Source organism: Buchananella sp. 103232 (assembly GCF_058725725.1).
Genome location: NZ_JBZXJM010000033.1, coordinates 85,596 through 102,455 on the forward strand (window position 1 = coordinate 85,596; position 16,860 = coordinate 102,455).

Sequence of the window (16,860 nt, forward strand, 5' to 3'; positions counted from 1 at the left end):
ACGGCTCAGCCCGAACGGCCCTGTGCTTCGACGCACCCGCCGTCGTAGAATGAGCACACCCGTCGCGGACGGCGGATGTTGTGGTCCTAGCGCTTCGCCACGACGAGGCAAAGCAAACGTGGCCGACTCGGCCTAGTCCTACAGCCCCCGGGCTCTTCTCACGATCAACATCCGCCAGGCTCGTCAGTCCGCGTCGGGAGACCAGTGACGTGAGAAGGGCCATGACGATGATCGACGCACACCGAACCGCGATAGACAGTCTCGTCGCGCCGACCCCGTTCCCAGGTTCGGTCGCGGTGTCCTATCTGCGGGTCTCCACGAAGGAGCAGGCGGAGAAGGACGGGAACGCCGAGGGTTTCTCGATCCCGGCGCAGCGGGAGGCGAATCAACGCAAGGCCGATCAGCTTGGCGCGACGATTGTGGAGGAGTTCGTTGACGCGGGTGAGTCGGCGCGTAAGGCGGATCGGCCCGAGTTGATGCGGATGATCCAGTACGTCACCCAGCACAAGACGAACTACTGCATTGTGCACAAGGTGGACCGGCTGGCCCGGAACCGGGCTGATGATGTGACGATCCATCTGGCGCTGAAGGACGCCGGGGTGACGTTGGTGTCGGCCACCGAGAACATCGACGAGACTCCGTCGGGGATGTTGTTGCACAGGATCATGTCCTCAATCGCGGAGTTCTACTCGCGGAACCTGGCCACCGAGGTGGTGAAGGGGCTGTCGCAGAAGGCGGCGCAGGGTGGCACGGTGACGAGGGCGCCGATCGGGTATCGCAATGTGGGGGTGCGTGACGAGTTCGGTCGTGAGGTGCGCACGGTCGAGATCGACCAGGATCGGGCGCCGCTGGTGCGGTGGGCATTCCAGGTGTTCGCGTCGGGGGACTGGACGACCAGCCAGTTGCATCGGGAACTGGTGGCGCGGGGGTTGACCACGCCGGCCACGCCACGGCGGCCGTCGCGGCCGATCAGTAAGTCGTCGGTGCATCGGATGCTGACGAACCCGTACTACAAGGGAAGCGTCCGCTACCAGGGGGTCACCTATCCGGGGGTCCATGAGGCGCTCGTGGCGAACGAGGTGTGGGATCAGGTCCAGACCGTGCTGGGTACGCACCGGTCGGCCGCGGACGCGACCCAGGTGCACGAGCACTATTTGAAGGGGACGGTGTTTTGTGGGCAGTGCGGGTCGCGGCTGTTGGTGTGTCATGCCAGGAGCGGCCGGGGCCGGATCTACCCGTACTTCGTGTGTTCGGCACGGCACGCGGGCCGGGGGAACTGTACCCGGCAGGCGATGCTGATCGAGCAGGTGGAGCGGCTGGTTGAACGGTTCTACGAGACGGTTCAGATCGACCCGGAGACCCGGCAGGCGCTGTCGGGGATGTTGCATGCGAGGTTCGATCAGATGATGGCCGAGGGTGCGGGGGAGTTGGCTGATCTGGCTGCCCGCCGGACCCGTCTGGAGGACGAGCAGCGCAAACTGTTGCAGGCCCACTACGCGGGTGCGGTCCCGTTGGGGTTGTTGAAGCGGGAGCAGGACCGGATCACCGGGTCGTTGGAGACCATCGAGTACCGGCCGGCCGCGCATCACGGGCATTATGCGGATGCGCGGGCGAACCTGGACGACTCGTGGGTCTGGTGCAAGTTTTGGTGTCAGTTTGTGTAGATTGTTTCGTATTCGATTGGTGTGAGTTTGCCTAGGCGGGCTTGGCGGCGTCGGCGGTGGTAGGTGGATTCGATCCAGTGGCGGATGGCGGTGGCTAGTTCCTGACGGGTTTCCCACTTGCGGGTATTGAGCACGTTCTTCTGTAAGAGCGCGAAGAAGGACTCCATGGCAGCGTTGTCCGCACACGTACCGGCCTGTCCCATGGACTGGACCAGCCCGTAGGCGAGGGCAGCTTGCCGGTAGGCCGTGGAAGTGAACTGCGCACCACGATCTGAATGGATTACACACCCGGCTGGTGGGTGGCGGTCTGCTACCGCCTGGGCCAAAGCGTTAACCGCGAGAGAAGCGCTCATGGACGTAGCACTGCTAAGAGCCACGATCCGGTTAGACCACACGTCCTTGATCGCACACACATACAACTTGCCCTGAGTGGTGGGATGTTCGGTGATGTCAGTAAGCCAGAGACGGTTAGGCCCATCGGCATGAAAGACCCGCCCAACCAGATCAACCCCAACGCTTCTAGCGCTCTTGGTGGTCTTGGTCTTGCCTTTGGGTGTAGTAATAGACCTAATGCCCAACTCGTGACAGATCGACCACACCGTGCGGCTAGCCACCTTGACTCCCTGGCGGGCTAGTTCATCGGTGATCAGCCGGTAGCCAAAAGCAGGATCAGCACTATGGATGGCCCTCACCCGTTCCTTTAAGTAGCTACGGCGTTGTTCTAGCCGGCTTTGCCTACACCCGCGCCACCGGTAGAAAGGCTGGCGGGCGATACCAAGCACCCGGCAGATCCGACTAACCGCTATGCCCAAACCAGCTAGTTCTTCTACCAGGGGGTAGATCATTTTGGGTTCACATCACGGGCCAGGTAAGCCGCCGCCCTTCTAAGGATGAAGCACTCTTCTTCCTTCAACCGCAACTGGCGCTCTAACTGCGCGATGCGGGCCTTGTCCTCACCCGCACTAGCCTTGAGCACACCCTTAGAAACCTGCTCGCGTCTGATCCAAGCATCCAGAGTCGAACCCCCAATCCCAAAATCAGCTGCTACCTGCGCCAACGTCATCCCAGCAGGACGATTCAACGCAAAACGCACCACATCCCGACGGAATTCCGGCGCATACTTCCTGGGCATCACAGCCCCCTCCCGCGAGACCAACAGCCCCGCAACCAGTGACACCAACCATTACACCATTCCCCGTTGCTGCTGCTGGCTCATGTGGGTGACATCTATGCCCGTGCCGATGATGCGAACCGTCGGTTGTGTAATCAGGCGTTATTCAAGGCGATCTACATCGACGAGGACAACGACATCCGGGTCGGGTATCGGAGTCCCTACGACGGGCTCGCCAACACCGATCTACAGGCCGACGCCCTGACCTGGGCCGCCCGGGCACGAAAACAGGGCCAGGACGGAACCCCGACCAAGGGTGGTCCCTTGGTCGAGAGTTCACACCTGACCCATCTGGGGTGAGTGACGGGTCTCGAACCCGCGACCTTCTGGACCACAACCAGACGCTCTACCGACTGAGCTACACCCACCAGGGTTGCATGGCGCAACGAATGAAGATGTTATCGCCCCGGGGTCGGAAAAGGGAAATCCTGGCGGTGTATTCCCTGCCACACGGGTGGGCGGGGCTCGGGCCAGGGCGCTGGCCCGGGAGCGGGCCGCCGGCGTACGGGCAGTGACTGGACAGGGGTGAGCGCGTCCGCTCCCGGGGGCGCGGGCCGCCGCTGCACGGGCAGTGCCGAACGCGGCGGTCCCACGACCTACTGATTCACTGGTGGGCCGGCGCACGGGCAGCTCCCCGCGCCGGTGCCCGGGCCGCGCCGGTTCCCCGGCCCTGCCGAGCACAGCGGCCCCGAGCAGAGCTGCCCCGCCCCGGCCGCTTACCGCAGGCCGTGCTTAACGCAGCGGCCGGGCGGAACGTCGTCCACCCGGCCACCTCGCGAAATCGGCGCCTACGCCTCAGGCTTGCTCGGCGGCACCCGTCGATTCCCCGGCCTCGCCCCCGCCGGTCGGCCCCTCGGTCGCGCCGTCCGTCTCGACCGCCGCACTGGGCTTGGACAGAACCACGCCGGCAGCAGCAGCACGCTCGGTGCGCTCGGCCAGCAGGCGCCGGGCCGCGCGCTTGCAGGTGGTCATGGACGGCCCGGGCGGGGCGGGCAGCAGCACGTCGCGGTAGTAGGCAAGCTCCTGGATCGACTCCAGGATGTCCGCCATCGCGCGGTGGCCGCCCTCCTTCTTGGGGGCGTTGTAGTAGGCGCGCGGGTACCAGCGGCGGGCCAGTTCCTTCAGAGAAGAGACGTCCACGATCCGGTAGTGCAGGTGGCTCATCAGCTCCGGCATGTCGCGGTCCAGGAAGGACTTATCCGTGTGCACGGAGTTGCCGGCCAGGATTGCCTTGCGCTCGGTGGGACAGAACTGCTTGACGTACGCCAGCACGCGGGCCTCCGCCTCCGCCAGGGGAATGCCGCCGTCCAGCTCCTCCAGTAGACCAGAGGTGGTGTGCATGCTGCGGACGAAGTCGTTCATGCCCTCCAGCGCCGCAGCCGGCGGCTTGATGATGAGGTCGATCCCCTCACCCAGCGGGTTCAGGTCAGAATCGGTGACGATCACCGCGATCTCAACCAGGGCGTCCTGCTGCAGGTCCAGGCCCGTCATCTCGCAGTCGATCCACACCAACGGGTCGTTTTCGCTACTACTCACGGCCCCTAGCTTATGCCCGCCGCCCGGGAAGCCGGGAAAACCAGGCGCGCCGAGACGCCGGGAGCGCCCCGAGAGCGCGCCGGGACGCCTGCAGACACCGGCCGCCCGCGAGACACTGCAGGGCGTGGCGGGGCGGGCGCACTATTCTGTAGAGCGGGATAGACACGAAAGGGCTGGTATGACGGCGCTTGATTTTGCGGGCGCGCGCGAGCGCCTGGACGGGGTACTCAAAGAGACGCCGCTGGAGCGCAGCGACCGCCTGAGCGAGGCGGCAGGCTTCCCGGTGCTGCTAAAGCGCGAGGACGTGCAGCGCTGCCGCTCGTTCAAGGTGCGCGGCGCCTACAACGCGATCGCGGCGATGAGCGAAAAGCAGCGGGCGCGCGGCGTCGTGGCGGCCTCGGCCGGCAACCACGCCCAGGGGGTGGCCTTCGCCTGCAACGACCTCGGGGTGGAGGGGCAGATCTTCCTGCCGTCCAACACGCCGCGGCAGAAGCGCAACCGGATCGCGGAGATAGGCGGCCCGTGGGTGGAGCAGGTGATCGTGGACGGCAACTTTGACCTCGCCTCCGCGCGTGCCCAGCTGCACGCGATGGAGACGCGCGCGAACTTTGTGCACCCCTTCGACGACCCGCACGTGATCGCGGGCCAGGGCACCACGGCGCAGGAGATCTTCGAGGCCGCCGGGCCGGAGGGGATCGACACCGTGCTGGTGCCGGTGGGCGGAGGTGGCCTGCTGGCCGGCATCGCCGCCTGGTTTGTGCAAAACGCCCCGCAGACGCGCGTGGTGGGCGTGGAGCCGGCCGGGGCTGCCTCGATGCAGGCGGCGCTCGCGGCGGGCCGCCCGGTGGAGCTGGACCGCGTGGACAACTTCGTGGACGGCACCGCAGTGGCCCGCGTGGGTAACCGCTCCTACGAGATCGTGGCGGGGCTGGACATCCCGTTCGTGACGGTGCCGGAGGGCGCGGTCTGCTCCGAGCTGTTGGACCTGTACCACGCCGACGGCGTGATCGCGGAGCCGGCCGGCGCGTTGGCGTCCGCCGCGCTGCGCATCGGCCTGCCGTTCGAGCCCAAGGGCCCGGTGGTGTGCGTGGTCTCGGGCGGCAACAACGACCTTTCCCGCTACGACGAGATCGCCGAGCGCTCGGCCCGCTACCAGGGCCTGCGCCACTACTTCATGGTGCGTTTCCAGCAGCAGCCGGGCGCGCTGCGCTACTTCCTGGACGAGGTGCTTGGCCCCGACGACGACATCGTCCTCTTCGAGTACACCAAGAAGAACAACCGCGAGACCGGCCCGGCCCTGGTGGGCATCGAACTGGCCGACCCGCGCGACATCACCGCCCTGCGCAAGCGCATCGACGCCTCGCCGGTGCACGTGGAGGAGATCCCCGGCGAGTCCGACCTCTTCCGCCTCCTCATCTAGCCTGCCGCCCGGCCTGTGGCCAGTGAGGCCGGTTTGTGGTGTAGGTGGGTGGCCGACGTCGTCCCCGCCCGGCCTGTGGCCAGTGAGGCCGGTTCGTGGTGTAGGTGGGTGGCCGACGTCGCCCACCTACCGCCCCTAGCACTCGGCCCGGACGCGGGGCGGCACCCTAGGGGAGGGCGCTGCGGCCCTGGTTCGACTCGAAGTAGGCCGCGAGATCGGCGGGCAGGGCGGCGACGTCGTACGGCTGGCCGTCCTGGCGCAGCGAGAGCGTGGCCGCGATGCCCGTAGCGACCGCGTGGTAGGCGGCCACCGGAGAGGTGTCCGTGGGCGTGCCAAAGCGCAGGAAGCGAAGGAACTCGGCCACGGTGAGGGCGTCGGCCTCCCCGTGCCCCTCGGCTTCCTCCGCAATGGGGAAAACCTGGTCGCCGGCCTCGTTGTAGTTGGTGCGGTGGTTGTAGAGGACCACGCGCCCACCGGCGCCGTCCCCAAAGTTCTCCAGGCGCCCGTGCGTGCCGATAACCGTGTAATTGCGCCAATAGTCCGGGGTGTAGTGGCACTGCTGGTAGGAAGCGAACACGCCGCCGGGCAGGCGCATCAGGACCTGAGAGAGGTCCTCCACGTCGATCACCGGGTTCAGTCCGGTCTGCTGCGTGGCGGGGTAGGCGGTGCGGTCGAACCAGTCGGTCATGAGCCGGTCGGAGTTGTCCGCGCGGGAAGGCACGTCCCCGTACACCGTCAGGCCGCCCAAGGCCGTGACCCGCTGCGTGTAGGCGCCGGCCAGCCAGTGCATCACGTCGATGTCGTGCGCCGCCTTCTGCAGCAGCAGCGAGGTGGTGTAGCGGCGCTCTGCGTGCCAGTCCTTGAAGTAGAAGTCGCCGCCGTGGCCAACAAAGTGGCGGCACCAGATCGCCTTGACCTGGCCCACCAGGCCCTCCTGGATCAGGCGGCGCAGCGTGCGCACCACCGCCATGTGGCGCATGTTGTGGCCCACGTACAGGGCGGTGCCGGACTCGCGGGCCGCCTGCAGGATCGCCAGGGCGCCGGGCAGCGTGATCGCCAGCGGCTTTTCCAGATAGACCGCCACGCCCGCGCGTAGCAGGGCCGGGGCGATCTCCTCGTGAGTGTGGTCCGGGGAGGTGACGAAGGCCAGATCCAGATCGAAGGACAGGAAGTCCTGCAACGTAGAGGCCACCGGGACCGGTTGGCGCAGGCGGTCCTGCGCGCGGCGGGCGGCCTGCGGGTGCGGGTCCAGTGCCGCCACCAGGTCCACCCCGTGCGGGCAGTCCAGCGCGTGCAGTGCCAGGGGAGCGCGCGCCCCGACGCCCACCACGCCCATGCGCAGGCGGCGCGTGCCCAGCGGGAGGGCGGGGGTGGTGGTGGGTGGGGCCGTGGGCGTGGGGTGTGGCGCGGCGGGAGCCTGTGTCGGAGCGGCGGGAGAGGCGTCGGCGGTAGAGGTGTTGGAAGGGTGCGGCGCGGCGGGCTGGAGAGGCGAGGTCATGAGCAGAATTCTGATCCCTCGGGCCGGCGGGGGTGCGTGCCACGCGGGAAAGGGGCCATAATGGGCCGCGACGCGCGCTCGCTCTAAACGGGCGCCAGCCTCCATAGCTCAGTGGATAGAGCAAGGGCCTTCTAATCCCTTGGTCGCAGGTTCGAATCCTGCTGGGGGCGCGCTTTGGAAAGGGCCGGGTGACCGGCAGAGCGACCGCCGCAGACAGCGTTGGCTCGCCCTTTTCTTTTCCTCCGATGCCTGGGCGGGAGTGGTGAGGGGCTAAGGGCGGGGTGGCGAGGGGCGCAGGGCGGGGTGGCGTCCTGGCCGACAAGTGCCGGGGCTCAGTTCAAAAGAAAACAGTCCTTACCGTGCGCGCATTCCTGCCGCTCGCCCCCGAGACTCGTCCAAACGGTGCGTGCCAGGTTCGTGTGAGCTGGTTGGGAATTCCAGACTGAGCGCCGGAATGTCGGGCTGAGGGGCGCATACGTCGAGTTGAGAAGGCGAACGTCGAGTTGAACAGGCAAACGTCGAGTTGAGGGGTGGAATGTCGGGCTGGGAGTGCGAGAGAGTGAGGCCGCGCTGCGAGGGCCCGGTATCCGGTCTCGACGTTTGGTGGTGAATCTAGACGTTTGGTGGTGAATCTAGACGTTAGCTTGGGTGGAAACGTCGAGTTGAACAGGCGAACGTCGAGTTGAGAAGGCGAACGTCGAGTTGAACAGGCAAACGTCGAGTCGGGGCCCGCTTCTTCGAGATGAGCCACCGAGCCCCGGCGCCGCACCGCCCACTTATCCACCGGTGCGGGCGGGGCTGCGGCGGCGCCCGACCTGGGGATAACCGGCTCCAGCGCGCTTTACGCACGCGCCGTTGGTTTGGCTCCGCCGACCTAACAGGCTGGAGGTGCGGCGCTCGCCGCCAGTTCGAAAGGAGCCACCATGTCAAACCCGATAGAGATCACCGTCCACGGCTATGCCGCGACGAACGCGTCCCTGCTGCGCAGCGAGGGCAGGCCGGACCTGGCCGAGTTCCGCATCGCCGCCACCCCGCGCTACCGCACCGCCGAGGGGTGGAAGGACCTGGACACGGAGTTCATCACCGTCAAGGCGTGGCGGGAGGCCGCGCAGGACGTCGCCTCCTCGGTGCGCAAGGGCATGCCGCTGGTTGTCATCGGCCGGCTTGCCACCGAGCGGTGGGAGCGGGCGGGAAGCACGCAGACCTCGGTGGTGATCCACGCCTCCAGCATCTCGGTGGAGGTCAAGCGTGGCGTGGTTACATACGCGCGCGTGGTGGACCGCAATTCCGGCCGCCCGCAGGAGGAGAACGCGCAGTCCTCTCAGATGGACGACGCTGCCGCGCCCACCCCTCCCTCCCAGTCTGCCGACGGCGCGCCCACCTGGGCTACGGGCGCGGGACCTGGGGAGGGCAGCGCGGGGCCCGGGGAGGGGAACGCAGGCCCTCAGGATGGGAGCAGCGTGCCGCAGGACGGGGCGACTGCCGCCCCTCGGGTCGACGGGGAGCCTGCCACTGCGGGGGGAGCCTTGCGCGAGTCCGGCGTGGGCGGGGACAGCGGCCCGCAGGCGGGGACGGACTTCATTCCGCTGGCCGGCGTGGGCGGGTTCCCGCAGGGCGGGGCGGAAGCGGCCCCGGCCGCAGCGGACCGCGCACAGGCCCCCTCCCAGGCGCTGGAGGACGCCGGGGGAGGCGGGGCTGAGTTCACCTCCGCCGAGCTGGAGTACGAGCTGCAGTCCGTTTGAGGGACGTGGGCCGAGCGTGACTAAAGGCTCGGCCCACGTACCGCTTGGCGCCGGTGCTTCCCGGCTAGGATTTAGCCGGATATGAACACACCTGGGAGGGTAAGTGGCTGAGTACATCTACTCGATGATTAAGGCGCGCAAGGCGCACGGGGACAAGGTGATCCTCGATGACGTGACGATGATGTTCCTGCCTGGTGCCAAGATCGGCATGGTGGGCCCCAACGGCGCCGGTAAGTCCACGATCCTGAAGATCATGGCCGGCCTGGAGACCCCGTCTAACGGTGAGGCCCGCCTCACCCCGGGCTACACCGTCGGCATCCTGCTGCAGGAGCCGCCGCTGAACGAGGAAAAGACCGTGCTGGGTAACGTCCAGGAGGGCGTGGCCGAGCTCAAGGGCGCTCTGGACCGTTACAACGAGATCTCCGAGCAGATGGCGGACCCGGACGCGGACTTCGACGCCCTCATGGAAGAGATGGGAAAGCTGCAGGAGTTCATCGACGCCAACGACGGTTGGGAGCTGGACTCGCGCCTCGAGCAGGCGATGGACGCGCTGCGCTGCCCGCCGCCGGACGCGGACGTGAAGGTGCTCTCCGGTGGTGAGCGCCGTCGCGTCGCCCTGTGCAAGCTGCTGTTGGAAGCCCCGGACCTGCTGCTGCTGGACGAGCCCACCAACCACCTGGACGCTGAGAGCGTGCTGTGGCTGGAGCAGCACCTGGCCTCCTACCCGGGTGCCGTCATCGCCGTGACCCACGACCGCTACTTCCTGGACCACGTCGCCGGCTGGATCGCCGAGGTCGACCGCGGCCGCCTCTACCCCTACGAGGGCAACTACACCACCTACCTGGAGAAGAAAGCAGCCCGCCTGGAGGTCCAGGGCAAGAAGGACGCCAAGCTCGCCAAGCGCCTGGCCGAGGAGCTGGAGTGGGTGCGCCAGTCCGCCAAGGGCCGCCAGGCCAAGTCCAAGGCGCGTCTGGCCCGCTACGAGGAGATGGCTGCGGAGGCCGAGCGCACCCGCAAGCTCGACTTCGAGGAGATCCAGATCCCGCCGGGCCCGCGCCTGGGCAACGTGGTCCTCGAGGCCACCGACCTGACCAAGGGCTTTGGCGACCGGGTCCTGATCGACAAGCTCTCCTTTACGCTGCCGCGCAACGGCATCGTCGGTGTGATCGGCCCCAACGGCGTCGGTAAGACCACCCTGTTCAAGACCATGGTGGGCCTGGAGCCGCTGGACTCCGGTGACCTGAAGATCGGCGAGACCGTCAAGATCTCCTACGTGGACCAGACCCGTGGCGGCATCGACCCGGACAAGACCCTGTGGGAGGTCGTCTCCGACGGCCTGGACTTTATCCAGGTCGGCAACGTGGAGATGCCCTCGCGCGCCTACGTCTCCGCCTTCGGTTTCAAGGGTGCGGACCAGCAGAAGCCGGCCGGGGTGCTCTCCGGCGGTGAGCGCAACCGCCTCAACCTGGCCCTGACCCTAAAGCAGGGTGGCAACCTGCTGCTGCTGGACGAGCCCACCAACGACCTGGACGTGGAGACCCTGGGCTCCCTGGAGAACGCCCTGCTGGAGTTCCCGGGTTGCGCCGTGGTGGTCACCCACGACCGCTGGTTCCTGGACCGCGTGGCCACCCACATCCTGGCCTGGGAGGGCACCGAGGAGAACCCGGCCTCCTGGTACTGGTTCGAGGGCAACTTCGAGGCCTACGAGGCCAACAAGATCGAGCGACTGGGCCCGGAGGCGGCCCGCCCGCACCGGGTCACCCACCGCCGCCTGACCCGCGACTAAGCCGGGGTTTCCCAGCGAAGAGGGCGGGTGGCTGCCGCGCAACGCGGCAGCCACCCGCCCTCGCCTTTGCCCCGCGCGAACCTATTTGCTGGGGCCCGCAGGTGGGGTGTCCAGGAAGGATTCCCGTCCGGCCTGGGCCGGGTCATCGCCCGGTACCCGCACCATTCCCTCCTGGCTCGCGGAGGCCACCAGGCGGCCGTCCGGGGCGTAAATGCTGGCGCGCGCCAGGCCCCGCCCGCCGCTAGCCGCCGGTGTGTCCTGCTGATAGAGGTGCCAACTGGCCGCGTCGACGTCCCCGTGGAACCACATCGAATGATCCAGCGTGGCCAGGGACAACCCCGGCTCCAGCCAGTGAATCCCGTGCCCTCGCAGCACCGGCTCCAGCATCACCTGGTCGCACGTGTAAAGCAGCAACGCCCGGGCCACTGTCTGACAAACCCCGGCCGGCACGTCCCCGCGGGTACGCATCCACAACAGCTGGCTGCTCCCGCGCTCCTGCGGGCGCGAGACGTAGAGCGGACTATCCACGTGCCGCACGTCCATCGCCAGCGTCTTGCCCAGGAACTTCGCCACCGGGTGCTCCACCGTGCGAAACAACTCGATGGCGCTCTTCAACTCGCCCGGGCCCGGCACCCCGGCGGGCATGGAATCGGCGAACTCCAGCCCGATCTGCTCCACCTGAAACGACGAAACCAGCGTCATGATCGCCTCGCCGCCCTGGTAGACGGCCGTGCGGCGCCGGGAGAACGAACGCCCGTCGTGCAGCCGCTCCACCCGAAACTCCAACGGCACGTCCAGGGCGCCTGGCCGCAAAAAGACCGCGTGTACTGAGTGCGGTAAGCGGGCAGCGTCGTCCACCCCACTGGTAGCGCCGCAAACTGCCGCACCGGGCACTGTGGCCGCCGCAGCAAGCAACGCCTGCGCCATCACCTGGCCGCCGTAAACACGGCCTCCCAGCTGCGGCAAAGAAGTCCCCACAAAACAATCCGGCCCCTCGCCTCCGTCCAGTTGCAAAATGCGCAGGACGGAGGCGAGCGGCTCGGATGAAGCGGAGGGAACCCTTAACGGAGCGTTCCCTGCGCGGCTCACAGACCCAGTTCCTCCAGGATCGGCAAGCGGCTGCGCACGGCCTCGCGCGCGGAGTTGGCGTCCACGGCCGTGAGCGCCAAAGCGGCTAGCTCCTGGCACTCCTCCAACGTCACCGAGGCGAGCACCTCGGCAACGTCGGCCAGAGCGCGGGAGGTCATAGAGAGGCTCTTGACTCCCAGGCCAGTCAGGACCACCGCCAGCGCGGGGTCGGCGGCCGCCTCGCCACAAACGCCCACGGGAGCGTCGTTCGCGGCGCCACCCTTGCAGGTGACGTCGATCAGAGCGAGCACGCCAGGCTGCCAGACCGTGGAGAGCTGAGCCAGCGAACCGAGCATGCGGTCGGCGGCCATCGCGTACTGGGTCAGGTCGTTGGTGCCGATGGAGGCGAACTTGGCGCGCGAGAGCAGGCGGTCCGCAGTCAGGGCCGCAGAAGGCACCTCGACCATGATGCCCGCAGTCTTCAGCCCCAGCTCCTCGCACTGGCTCACGAAGGAATCCGCCTCCGGCATGGTCGCGATCATCGGCGCCATCACCCAGACGTCGGCCGTCTCCATCTCAGCGGCGGCGGCCAGGGCCTTGAGCTGGTTGGTCAGCACCTGCGGGAACTTCCACGAGGTGCGGAAACCGCGCACGCCCAGCGCCGGGTTCTCCTCGCTCATGTCCGTTACGAACGGGAGCGGCTTGTCCGCGCCCGCGTCGAGGGTACGCACAACCACCTTCTTGCCCGGGAACGCGGCCAAAACCGCGCGGTAGGCCTCCACCTGCTTCTCGTGGCTCGGCTCCACGGCCTCGTCCAGGAACGCGAACTCGGTACGGAACAGGCCAACACCCTCCGCGCCGGCCGCAGCCGCAGCCATCGCGCTGGTGGCGTCACCCACGTTGCCGAGCAGCTGCACGCGGTGACCACACTTGGTCTGACCGGTGCCGTTGAACACCGCCTTGCGGCGCGACAGGGCGGCCACGCGCTCCATGTCCTCCACCGACGGGTTGACGCTCACGCGCCCCTTGGCGCCGTCCAGCAGCACGAAGGAGTTTGCCTTCAGGTTCCGCAGCACGCCGTTGCCGGCGCCGACGATCGCCGGGATGCCCAGGTCGCGGGCCAGGATCGCGGTGTGGGAGGTGGGGCCACCCTCTGCGGTGATGATGCCGATAACCTTGGCCGGGTCCAGCAGCGCCGTGTCAGCCGGGGCCAGGTCGCGGGCGACCAGGATGAAAGGCTCCGGGCGCTCGGGAATGCCCGGCAGGTCCTGGCCCGTCAGGCGGGCCACGATGCGGTCGCGCACGTCAGCAACATCGCGCGTGCGCTCGGCCATATAGCCGCCCAGGGACTCCAGCTGGGCGGCGATGGTCCCGGCGGCCACCCAGACCGCGCGGGCGGCGGAGACGCCCTCGTTCACAACCAGCTTGGCTGCCTGCTTCACCAGGGTCTTGTCTGCGGCCATCTGGGCCGTCATGGTCAGAACCTCGCGGCCCTCACCCTGAGCGGAGGCGGCCTTGAACTCCAGGTCAGCCTTGGTAGCAGCCGCAGCAGCCTGGATCAGCTCCTTGGCGCTGGCGGGGTCCCCAGCGAAGCGTTCATCCGGGCTCGGCTCCTCAATGCCAGCACCCATGTGGGCAATAGGGCCAGCCACCAGTCCAGGGCTGACGGGGATACCTTCGAAGCTGAGATCGTTCTCGGTCACGGGACCCTCCTTATGTCTGCTTGGCGCAATTGTCCCCGATTAAGTGCCCTCTTGGAGGCGGAACGCCCTGCGCGAACAAGGCGATTTTTCGATTCGCTCCCGGCGGGTGTCTCCCGGGGTGGTTCTGGGGTGGGGGAGCGGGGGAAATCGGGGCGGAGCGCGGGCGCGGTGGAGCGGTGGCGCGGCTGCCTGGCCCCGTCGGCTGGCCGGCACTCCGCGAAGGCCCGAGCGCCCCTACCGTAGGGGTGCAAATGTGACGCCGGACACCTATTGGTGTTATGGTTGTGCTGATTCTGGCCCTGTGTGCAGGAGAGAGGTGACGCCGTGTTGGAGCGCGCGAAGGCGATTCTTATTGCCCTGGGCGGAGCAGAAAACGTCATCAACGTGGAGTCCTGCATCACCCGAATGCGGGTGGAGGTCCGCGATGTTCGGCGCGTCTCCGTCCCCGACCTGCGGGGTGCCGGGGCGCTCGCCGCGATCATCTCTGGCACGGGCAATGTTGTTCAGGTGGTGCTGGGGCAAGAGACTGACGACGTGGTAGATAGCGTCGAGCGACTTGGGGTTGCCCGCCGCGTCGTGTGAGTTCAGCTGGGGCCTACTTAGCCACCAATGCCTGAGATTTCCTGCAACGCATTGCAAAAATTGCGGCTCTGTGCTGGTAGATTTGGCTTGAATCCGACTGAAACACTCTGCAAGTCGGTCCACCCAATGGAGGATGGCGACCCATGTCTGGCACGGTTCCCGGCAACGTCGGCGCTTTGCGCGAATTGGCAAACAAGTGTGGGGTTGCAACGGAGTACTGGGATTTCTCCGGCAACCATCGGCAGGTGCAAGAGCGAGTCTTGGTTGCCGTTCTTGAGGCCTTGGGCAGGCAAGCCGCCACAGATGAGGAGGTAGCGCGCTCCCTTGCAGAGGTTGAACTGGAGCCGTGGCGGGACGCCCTTCCCCCCAGCGTGGTCATGCGTTCCGGCTTCAGCTACGAGCTGCCGGTGCACGTGCACCACGGGGAGCGCGTCACCGTCCGTGTGGAGCTGGAGTTGGGCGGGCAGTGGCAGCTTTCCCAGATGGACGTTTACGTTGCGCCGCGCGAGGTGGACGGCAACCTGATCGGCCGGGCCACCTTCTACCTGCCGGAGAACCTGCCCCTGGGCTGGCACGAGCTGGTCGCCGAGATCGGCGAGGGCGAGTTCTGGCGAGAGGTGCGCTGCCCCCTGGCCGTCACTCCCTTCCGCCTGGATGCCCTGCCGGGCCGGGACTGGCGCGGCTGGGGCGTGATGGCCCAGGTCTACTCCACGCTCTCTAACGAGTCGTGGGGCATGGGCGACTACGGGGACCTGGCTGACCTGGCGCAGATCTCCGGCGAGCAGGGAGCTGACTTCCTGCTGATCAACCCGACCCACGCCGGGGAGCCGATCCCGCCGATCACTGCCTCGCCGTACCTGCCGGTGACGCGCCAGTTCGTCAGCCCCCTCTACGTGCGGCCGCAGTTGATCGAGGAGTACGGCAAGCTCACGGCCCCGGCGCGGGCACGCCTGGAGGACGCCCAGCGTCGCTGGCAGGCCGCGGCTCGTTCGATCGAGCGGGTGGAGCGTGACGCGGCGTGGGCCAGCAAGCTGGAGGCGCTGGAGGAGGTCTTCCACGTGCAGCGCCGCTTTGGCCGGCAGGCTGCCTTCGACCGCTTCCGCCGCCGGGGCGGGCAGAGCTTGGAGAACTGGGGCCTGTGGTGCGCGCTGGTGGAGGAGCTCTCCCCGGAGCGCGGCTGCGCCAAGGACGGCATCGACTGGCCCGTGGGCCTGGAGAACGTCCACGGAAAGGACGTGGAGGCCGCGCGCGAGCGCCTGGCCGCCCGGATCGACTTCTACGTGTGGTTGCAGTGGGTGGCCGACGAGCAGCTTGCCGCCGCCCAGAACACCGCCCGCGACGCCGGTATGCGCTTGGGTGTGATGGCTGACCTGGCCGTGGGCGTCTCCAAGCACGGCGCGGACATGTGGACTATGCCGGAGAACTTCGCCAAGGGTATTGGCGTGGGTGCGCCGCCGGACATGTACAACCAGCAGGGCCAGAACTGGGACCAGCCGCCGTGGCGCCCGGACGCGTTGGCCCGCGCGGCCTACCGCCCGCTGCGTGACATGGCACGCACGGTGCTGGCCCACTCCGGTGCGCTGCGAATTGACCACATCCTGGGCATGTTCCGCCTGTGGTGGGTGCCTGCGGGGGAGTCCGCGGCAGATGGCACCTACGTGCGCTACAACCACGAGGCGATGCTGGGCGTGCTGCTGCTGGAGGCCCACCGCGCCGGCGCCGTGGTGATCGGCGAGGATCTGGGCACGGTGGAGCCGTGGGTGCGGGACTACCTGGCAGACCGTGGCGTGCTGGGCACCTCCATCATGTGGTTCGAGAAGAACGAGGAGGGCGGCTTCCTGGCCCCGCAGGACTACCGCACCCTGGCGTTGTCTACCGTGAACACGCACGACCTGCCGCCCACCGCCGGTTACCTGGACGGCGAGCACGTGGAGTTGCGCCACCGCCTGGGGCTGCTGGAGGACGACGTTGAGCAGGTCCGCGCCGAGGCCCGCGCCGAGCGCGCACAGATGGTTGGCGAGTTGATCGAGCGGGGATACTTGGTGGACGACGCTGCCTCCGAGCCGCAGATTATTGCCGGCATGCACCGCTTTGTGGCGGACACGCCCTCCCAGCTCGTAGGGGTGGCCCTGGTGGACGCCGTGGGGGAGAAGCGCGCGCAGAACCAGCCCGGTACGGATGAGGAGTACGCCAACTGGCGTATCCCGCTGGGCGACGGGACCGGCACGCCCGTGCTGGTGGAGGACGTGGCGGGGAGCGAGCGCGCGCACTCGCTGTTCGCGGTGATGCGCCAGGCGATGGGGACGCGCCCGCGTTCCTGAACGGTGCGCCCTGCTGAAGCGGGTGGGTGAGGCGGCCGCAGCCGCCTCACCCACCCGCTTCGCGTTGCCCGTGCGCGCTCTTGTCGTGTGCGAAGCGAGCCTTCCCCGCCCGGGGCGTCTGGGGTCCCGCCCGGGGCGTTTGCGTGCCCGGCGGGTGGTTGCCGCGCGAACGCGTGGGGGCCGCGAGTAGCTAACCGGAGTCCGGTCGGCTCGAGCCGCGCAAATGCTGCGACGGGGTACATCCGACCGCTTGGTGCCATGGCACCGGTCGGTCGGATGTACCCCGCACTCACTCTTGTGCGCTCGGGGGCGCACGTTAACACCGCCGCGCCCGCGTATGGGACGGCTCGAAAAACCTTGGGCGGATCT

General features: G+C 67.8%; 11 protein-coding genes, 2 tRNA genes and 1 pseudogene. 8 read left to right on the forward strand and 6 right to left on the reverse strand.

Translation table 11 applies throughout. The annotated features are described in order from the left end of the window. Positions 1 to 221 precede the first annotated feature (221 nt). A complete protein-coding gene (locus AC4PWQ_RS05510) occupies positions 222 to 1,664 on the forward strand; it encodes a recombinase family protein (protein WP_492090023.1) in 1,443 nt (480 codons plus the stop codon). On the opposite strand, the gene AC4PWQ_RS05515 is transcribed toward AC4PWQ_RS05510, so the two are convergent. Beyond that, positions 1,652 to 2,796, reverse strand: a protein-coding gene (locus AC4PWQ_RS05515) for an IS3 family transposase (RefSeq protein WP_492090024.1) whose coding sequence is annotated in 2 segments (ribosomal slippage) — positions 1,652 to 2,511 and positions 2,511 to 2,796 — 1,146 coding nt in all. Because the reading frame shifts where the segments join, the coding sequence is not laid out codon by codon here. The genes AC4PWQ_RS05510 and AC4PWQ_RS05515 overlap by 13 nt on opposite strands. Positions 2,797 to 2,862: 66 nt before the next feature. On the opposite strand from AC4PWQ_RS05515, the gene AC4PWQ_RS05520 reads away from it, so the two are divergent. Next, the gene (locus AC4PWQ_RS05520; RefSeq protein ID WP_492090025.1) at positions 2,863 to 3,135 is read left to right on the forward strand and encodes a hypothetical protein; all 273 of its coding nucleotides are present in this window, start codon (positions 2,863 to 2,865) and stop codon (positions 3,133 to 3,135) included. On the opposite strand, the gene AC4PWQ_RS05525 is transcribed toward AC4PWQ_RS05520, so the two are convergent. Together AC4PWQ_RS05525 and orn are read right to left on the reverse strand one after the other, a co-directional pair. Beyond that, a tRNA-His gene (locus AC4PWQ_RS05525) sits at positions 3,128 to 3,203 on the reverse strand. The two genes, AC4PWQ_RS05520 and AC4PWQ_RS05525, sit on opposite strands and share 8 nt — an antisense overlap. A gap of 556 nt (positions 3,204 to 3,759) precedes the next feature. Then, a pseudogene (gene orn / locus AC4PWQ_RS05530) lies at positions 3,760 to 4,371 on the reverse strand (oligoribonuclease); the annotation flags it as partial. Between the two features lie 178 nt (positions 4,372 to 4,549). Here orn and ilvA point away from each other — a divergent pair. Then, positions 4,550 to 5,791: a threonine ammonia-lyase IlvA gene (gene ilvA / locus AC4PWQ_RS05535; protein WP_371163718.1), complete on the forward strand. Its 1,242-nt coding sequence runs from the start codon at positions 4,550 to 4,552 to the stop codon at positions 5,789 to 5,791. Between the two features lie 166 nt (positions 5,792 to 5,957). On the opposite strand, the gene AC4PWQ_RS05540 is transcribed toward ilvA, so the two are convergent. Next, positions 5,958 to 7,289: a Gfo/Idh/MocA family protein gene (locus AC4PWQ_RS05540; protein WP_492090026.1), complete on the reverse strand. Its 1,332-nt coding sequence runs from the start codon at positions 7,287 to 7,289 to the stop codon at positions 5,958 to 5,960. Positions 7,290 to 7,386: 97 nt separating this feature from the next. Between AC4PWQ_RS05540 and AC4PWQ_RS05545 the strand changes: the two genes are divergently transcribed. From AC4PWQ_RS05545 to ettA, 3 genes are all read left to right on the forward strand, one after another. Continuing rightward, positions 7,387 to 7,459, forward strand: a tRNA-Arg gene (locus tag AC4PWQ_RS05545). Between the two features lie 753 nt (positions 7,460 to 8,212). Then, positions 8,213 to 9,031, forward strand: coding sequence for a single-stranded DNA-binding protein (locus AC4PWQ_RS05550; RefSeq protein WP_492090027.1), 819 nt, complete (start codon positions 8,213 to 8,215; stop codon positions 9,029 to 9,031). 103 nt (positions 9,032 to 9,134) lie between these two features. Further along, the gene (gene ettA, locus AC4PWQ_RS05555; RefSeq protein WP_371152493.1) at positions 9,135 to 10,817 is read left to right on the forward strand and encodes an energy-dependent translational throttle protein EttA; all 1,683 of its coding nucleotides are present in this window, start codon (positions 9,135 to 9,137) and stop codon (positions 10,815 to 10,817) included. Between the two features lie 81 nt (positions 10,818 to 10,898). Here ettA and AC4PWQ_RS05560 read toward each other — a convergent pair whose 3' ends face one another. After that, the gene (locus AC4PWQ_RS05560; protein WP_371152492.1) at positions 10,899 to 11,906 is read right to left on the reverse strand and encodes an acyl-CoA thioesterase; all 1,008 of its coding nucleotides are present in this window, start codon (positions 11,904 to 11,906) and stop codon (positions 10,899 to 10,901) included. Further along, the gene (gene ptsP, locus AC4PWQ_RS05565) at positions 11,903 to 13,588 is read right to left on the reverse strand and encodes a phosphoenolpyruvate--protein phosphotransferase (protein WP_371152491.1); all 1,686 of its coding nucleotides are present in this window, start codon (positions 13,586 to 13,588) and stop codon (positions 11,903 to 11,905) included. The genes AC4PWQ_RS05560 and ptsP overlap by 4 nt, the downstream gene beginning before the upstream one ends. Positions 13,589 to 13,915: 327 nt before the next feature. Here ptsP and AC4PWQ_RS05570 point away from each other — a divergent pair, with 327 nt between their 5' ends. Together AC4PWQ_RS05570 and malQ are read left to right on the forward strand one after the other, a co-directional pair. Next, entirely contained in the window at positions 13,916 to 14,170 is a 255-nt protein-coding gene (locus AC4PWQ_RS05570) for a PTS sugar transporter subunit IIB (protein WP_492090028.1), read from the forward strand. A gap of 143 nt (positions 14,171 to 14,313) precedes the next feature. Then, positions 14,314 to 16,491: a 4-alpha-glucanotransferase gene (malQ, locus tag AC4PWQ_RS05575; protein ID WP_492090029.1), complete on the forward strand. Its 2,178-nt coding sequence runs from the start codon at positions 14,314 to 14,316 to the stop codon at positions 16,489 to 16,491. The last annotated feature ends 369 nt before the right edge of the window (positions 16,492 to 16,860 follow it).

Bases quoted from the DNA above. Each gene is read 5' to 3' on its own strand.
- AC4PWQ_RS05550 (WP_492090027.1), top strand. From the start codon at position 8,213: ATGTCAAACCCGATAGAGATCACCGTCCACGGCTATGCCGCGACGAAC.
- AC4PWQ_RS05510 (WP_492090023.1), top strand. From the start codon at position 222: ATGACGATGATCGACGCACACCGAACCGCGATAGACAGTCTCGTCGCG.
- malQ (WP_492090029.1), top strand. From the start codon at position 14,314: ATGTCTGGCACGGTTCCCGGCAACGTCGGCGCTTTGCGCGAATTGGCA.
- ilvA (WP_371163718.1), top strand. From the start codon at position 4,550: ATGACGGCGCTTGATTTTGCGGGCGCGCGCGAGCGCCTGGACGGGGTA.
- AC4PWQ_RS05540 (WP_492090026.1), bottom strand. From the start codon at position 7,289: ATGACCTCGCCTCTCCAGCCCGCCGCGCCGCACCCTTCCAACACCTCT.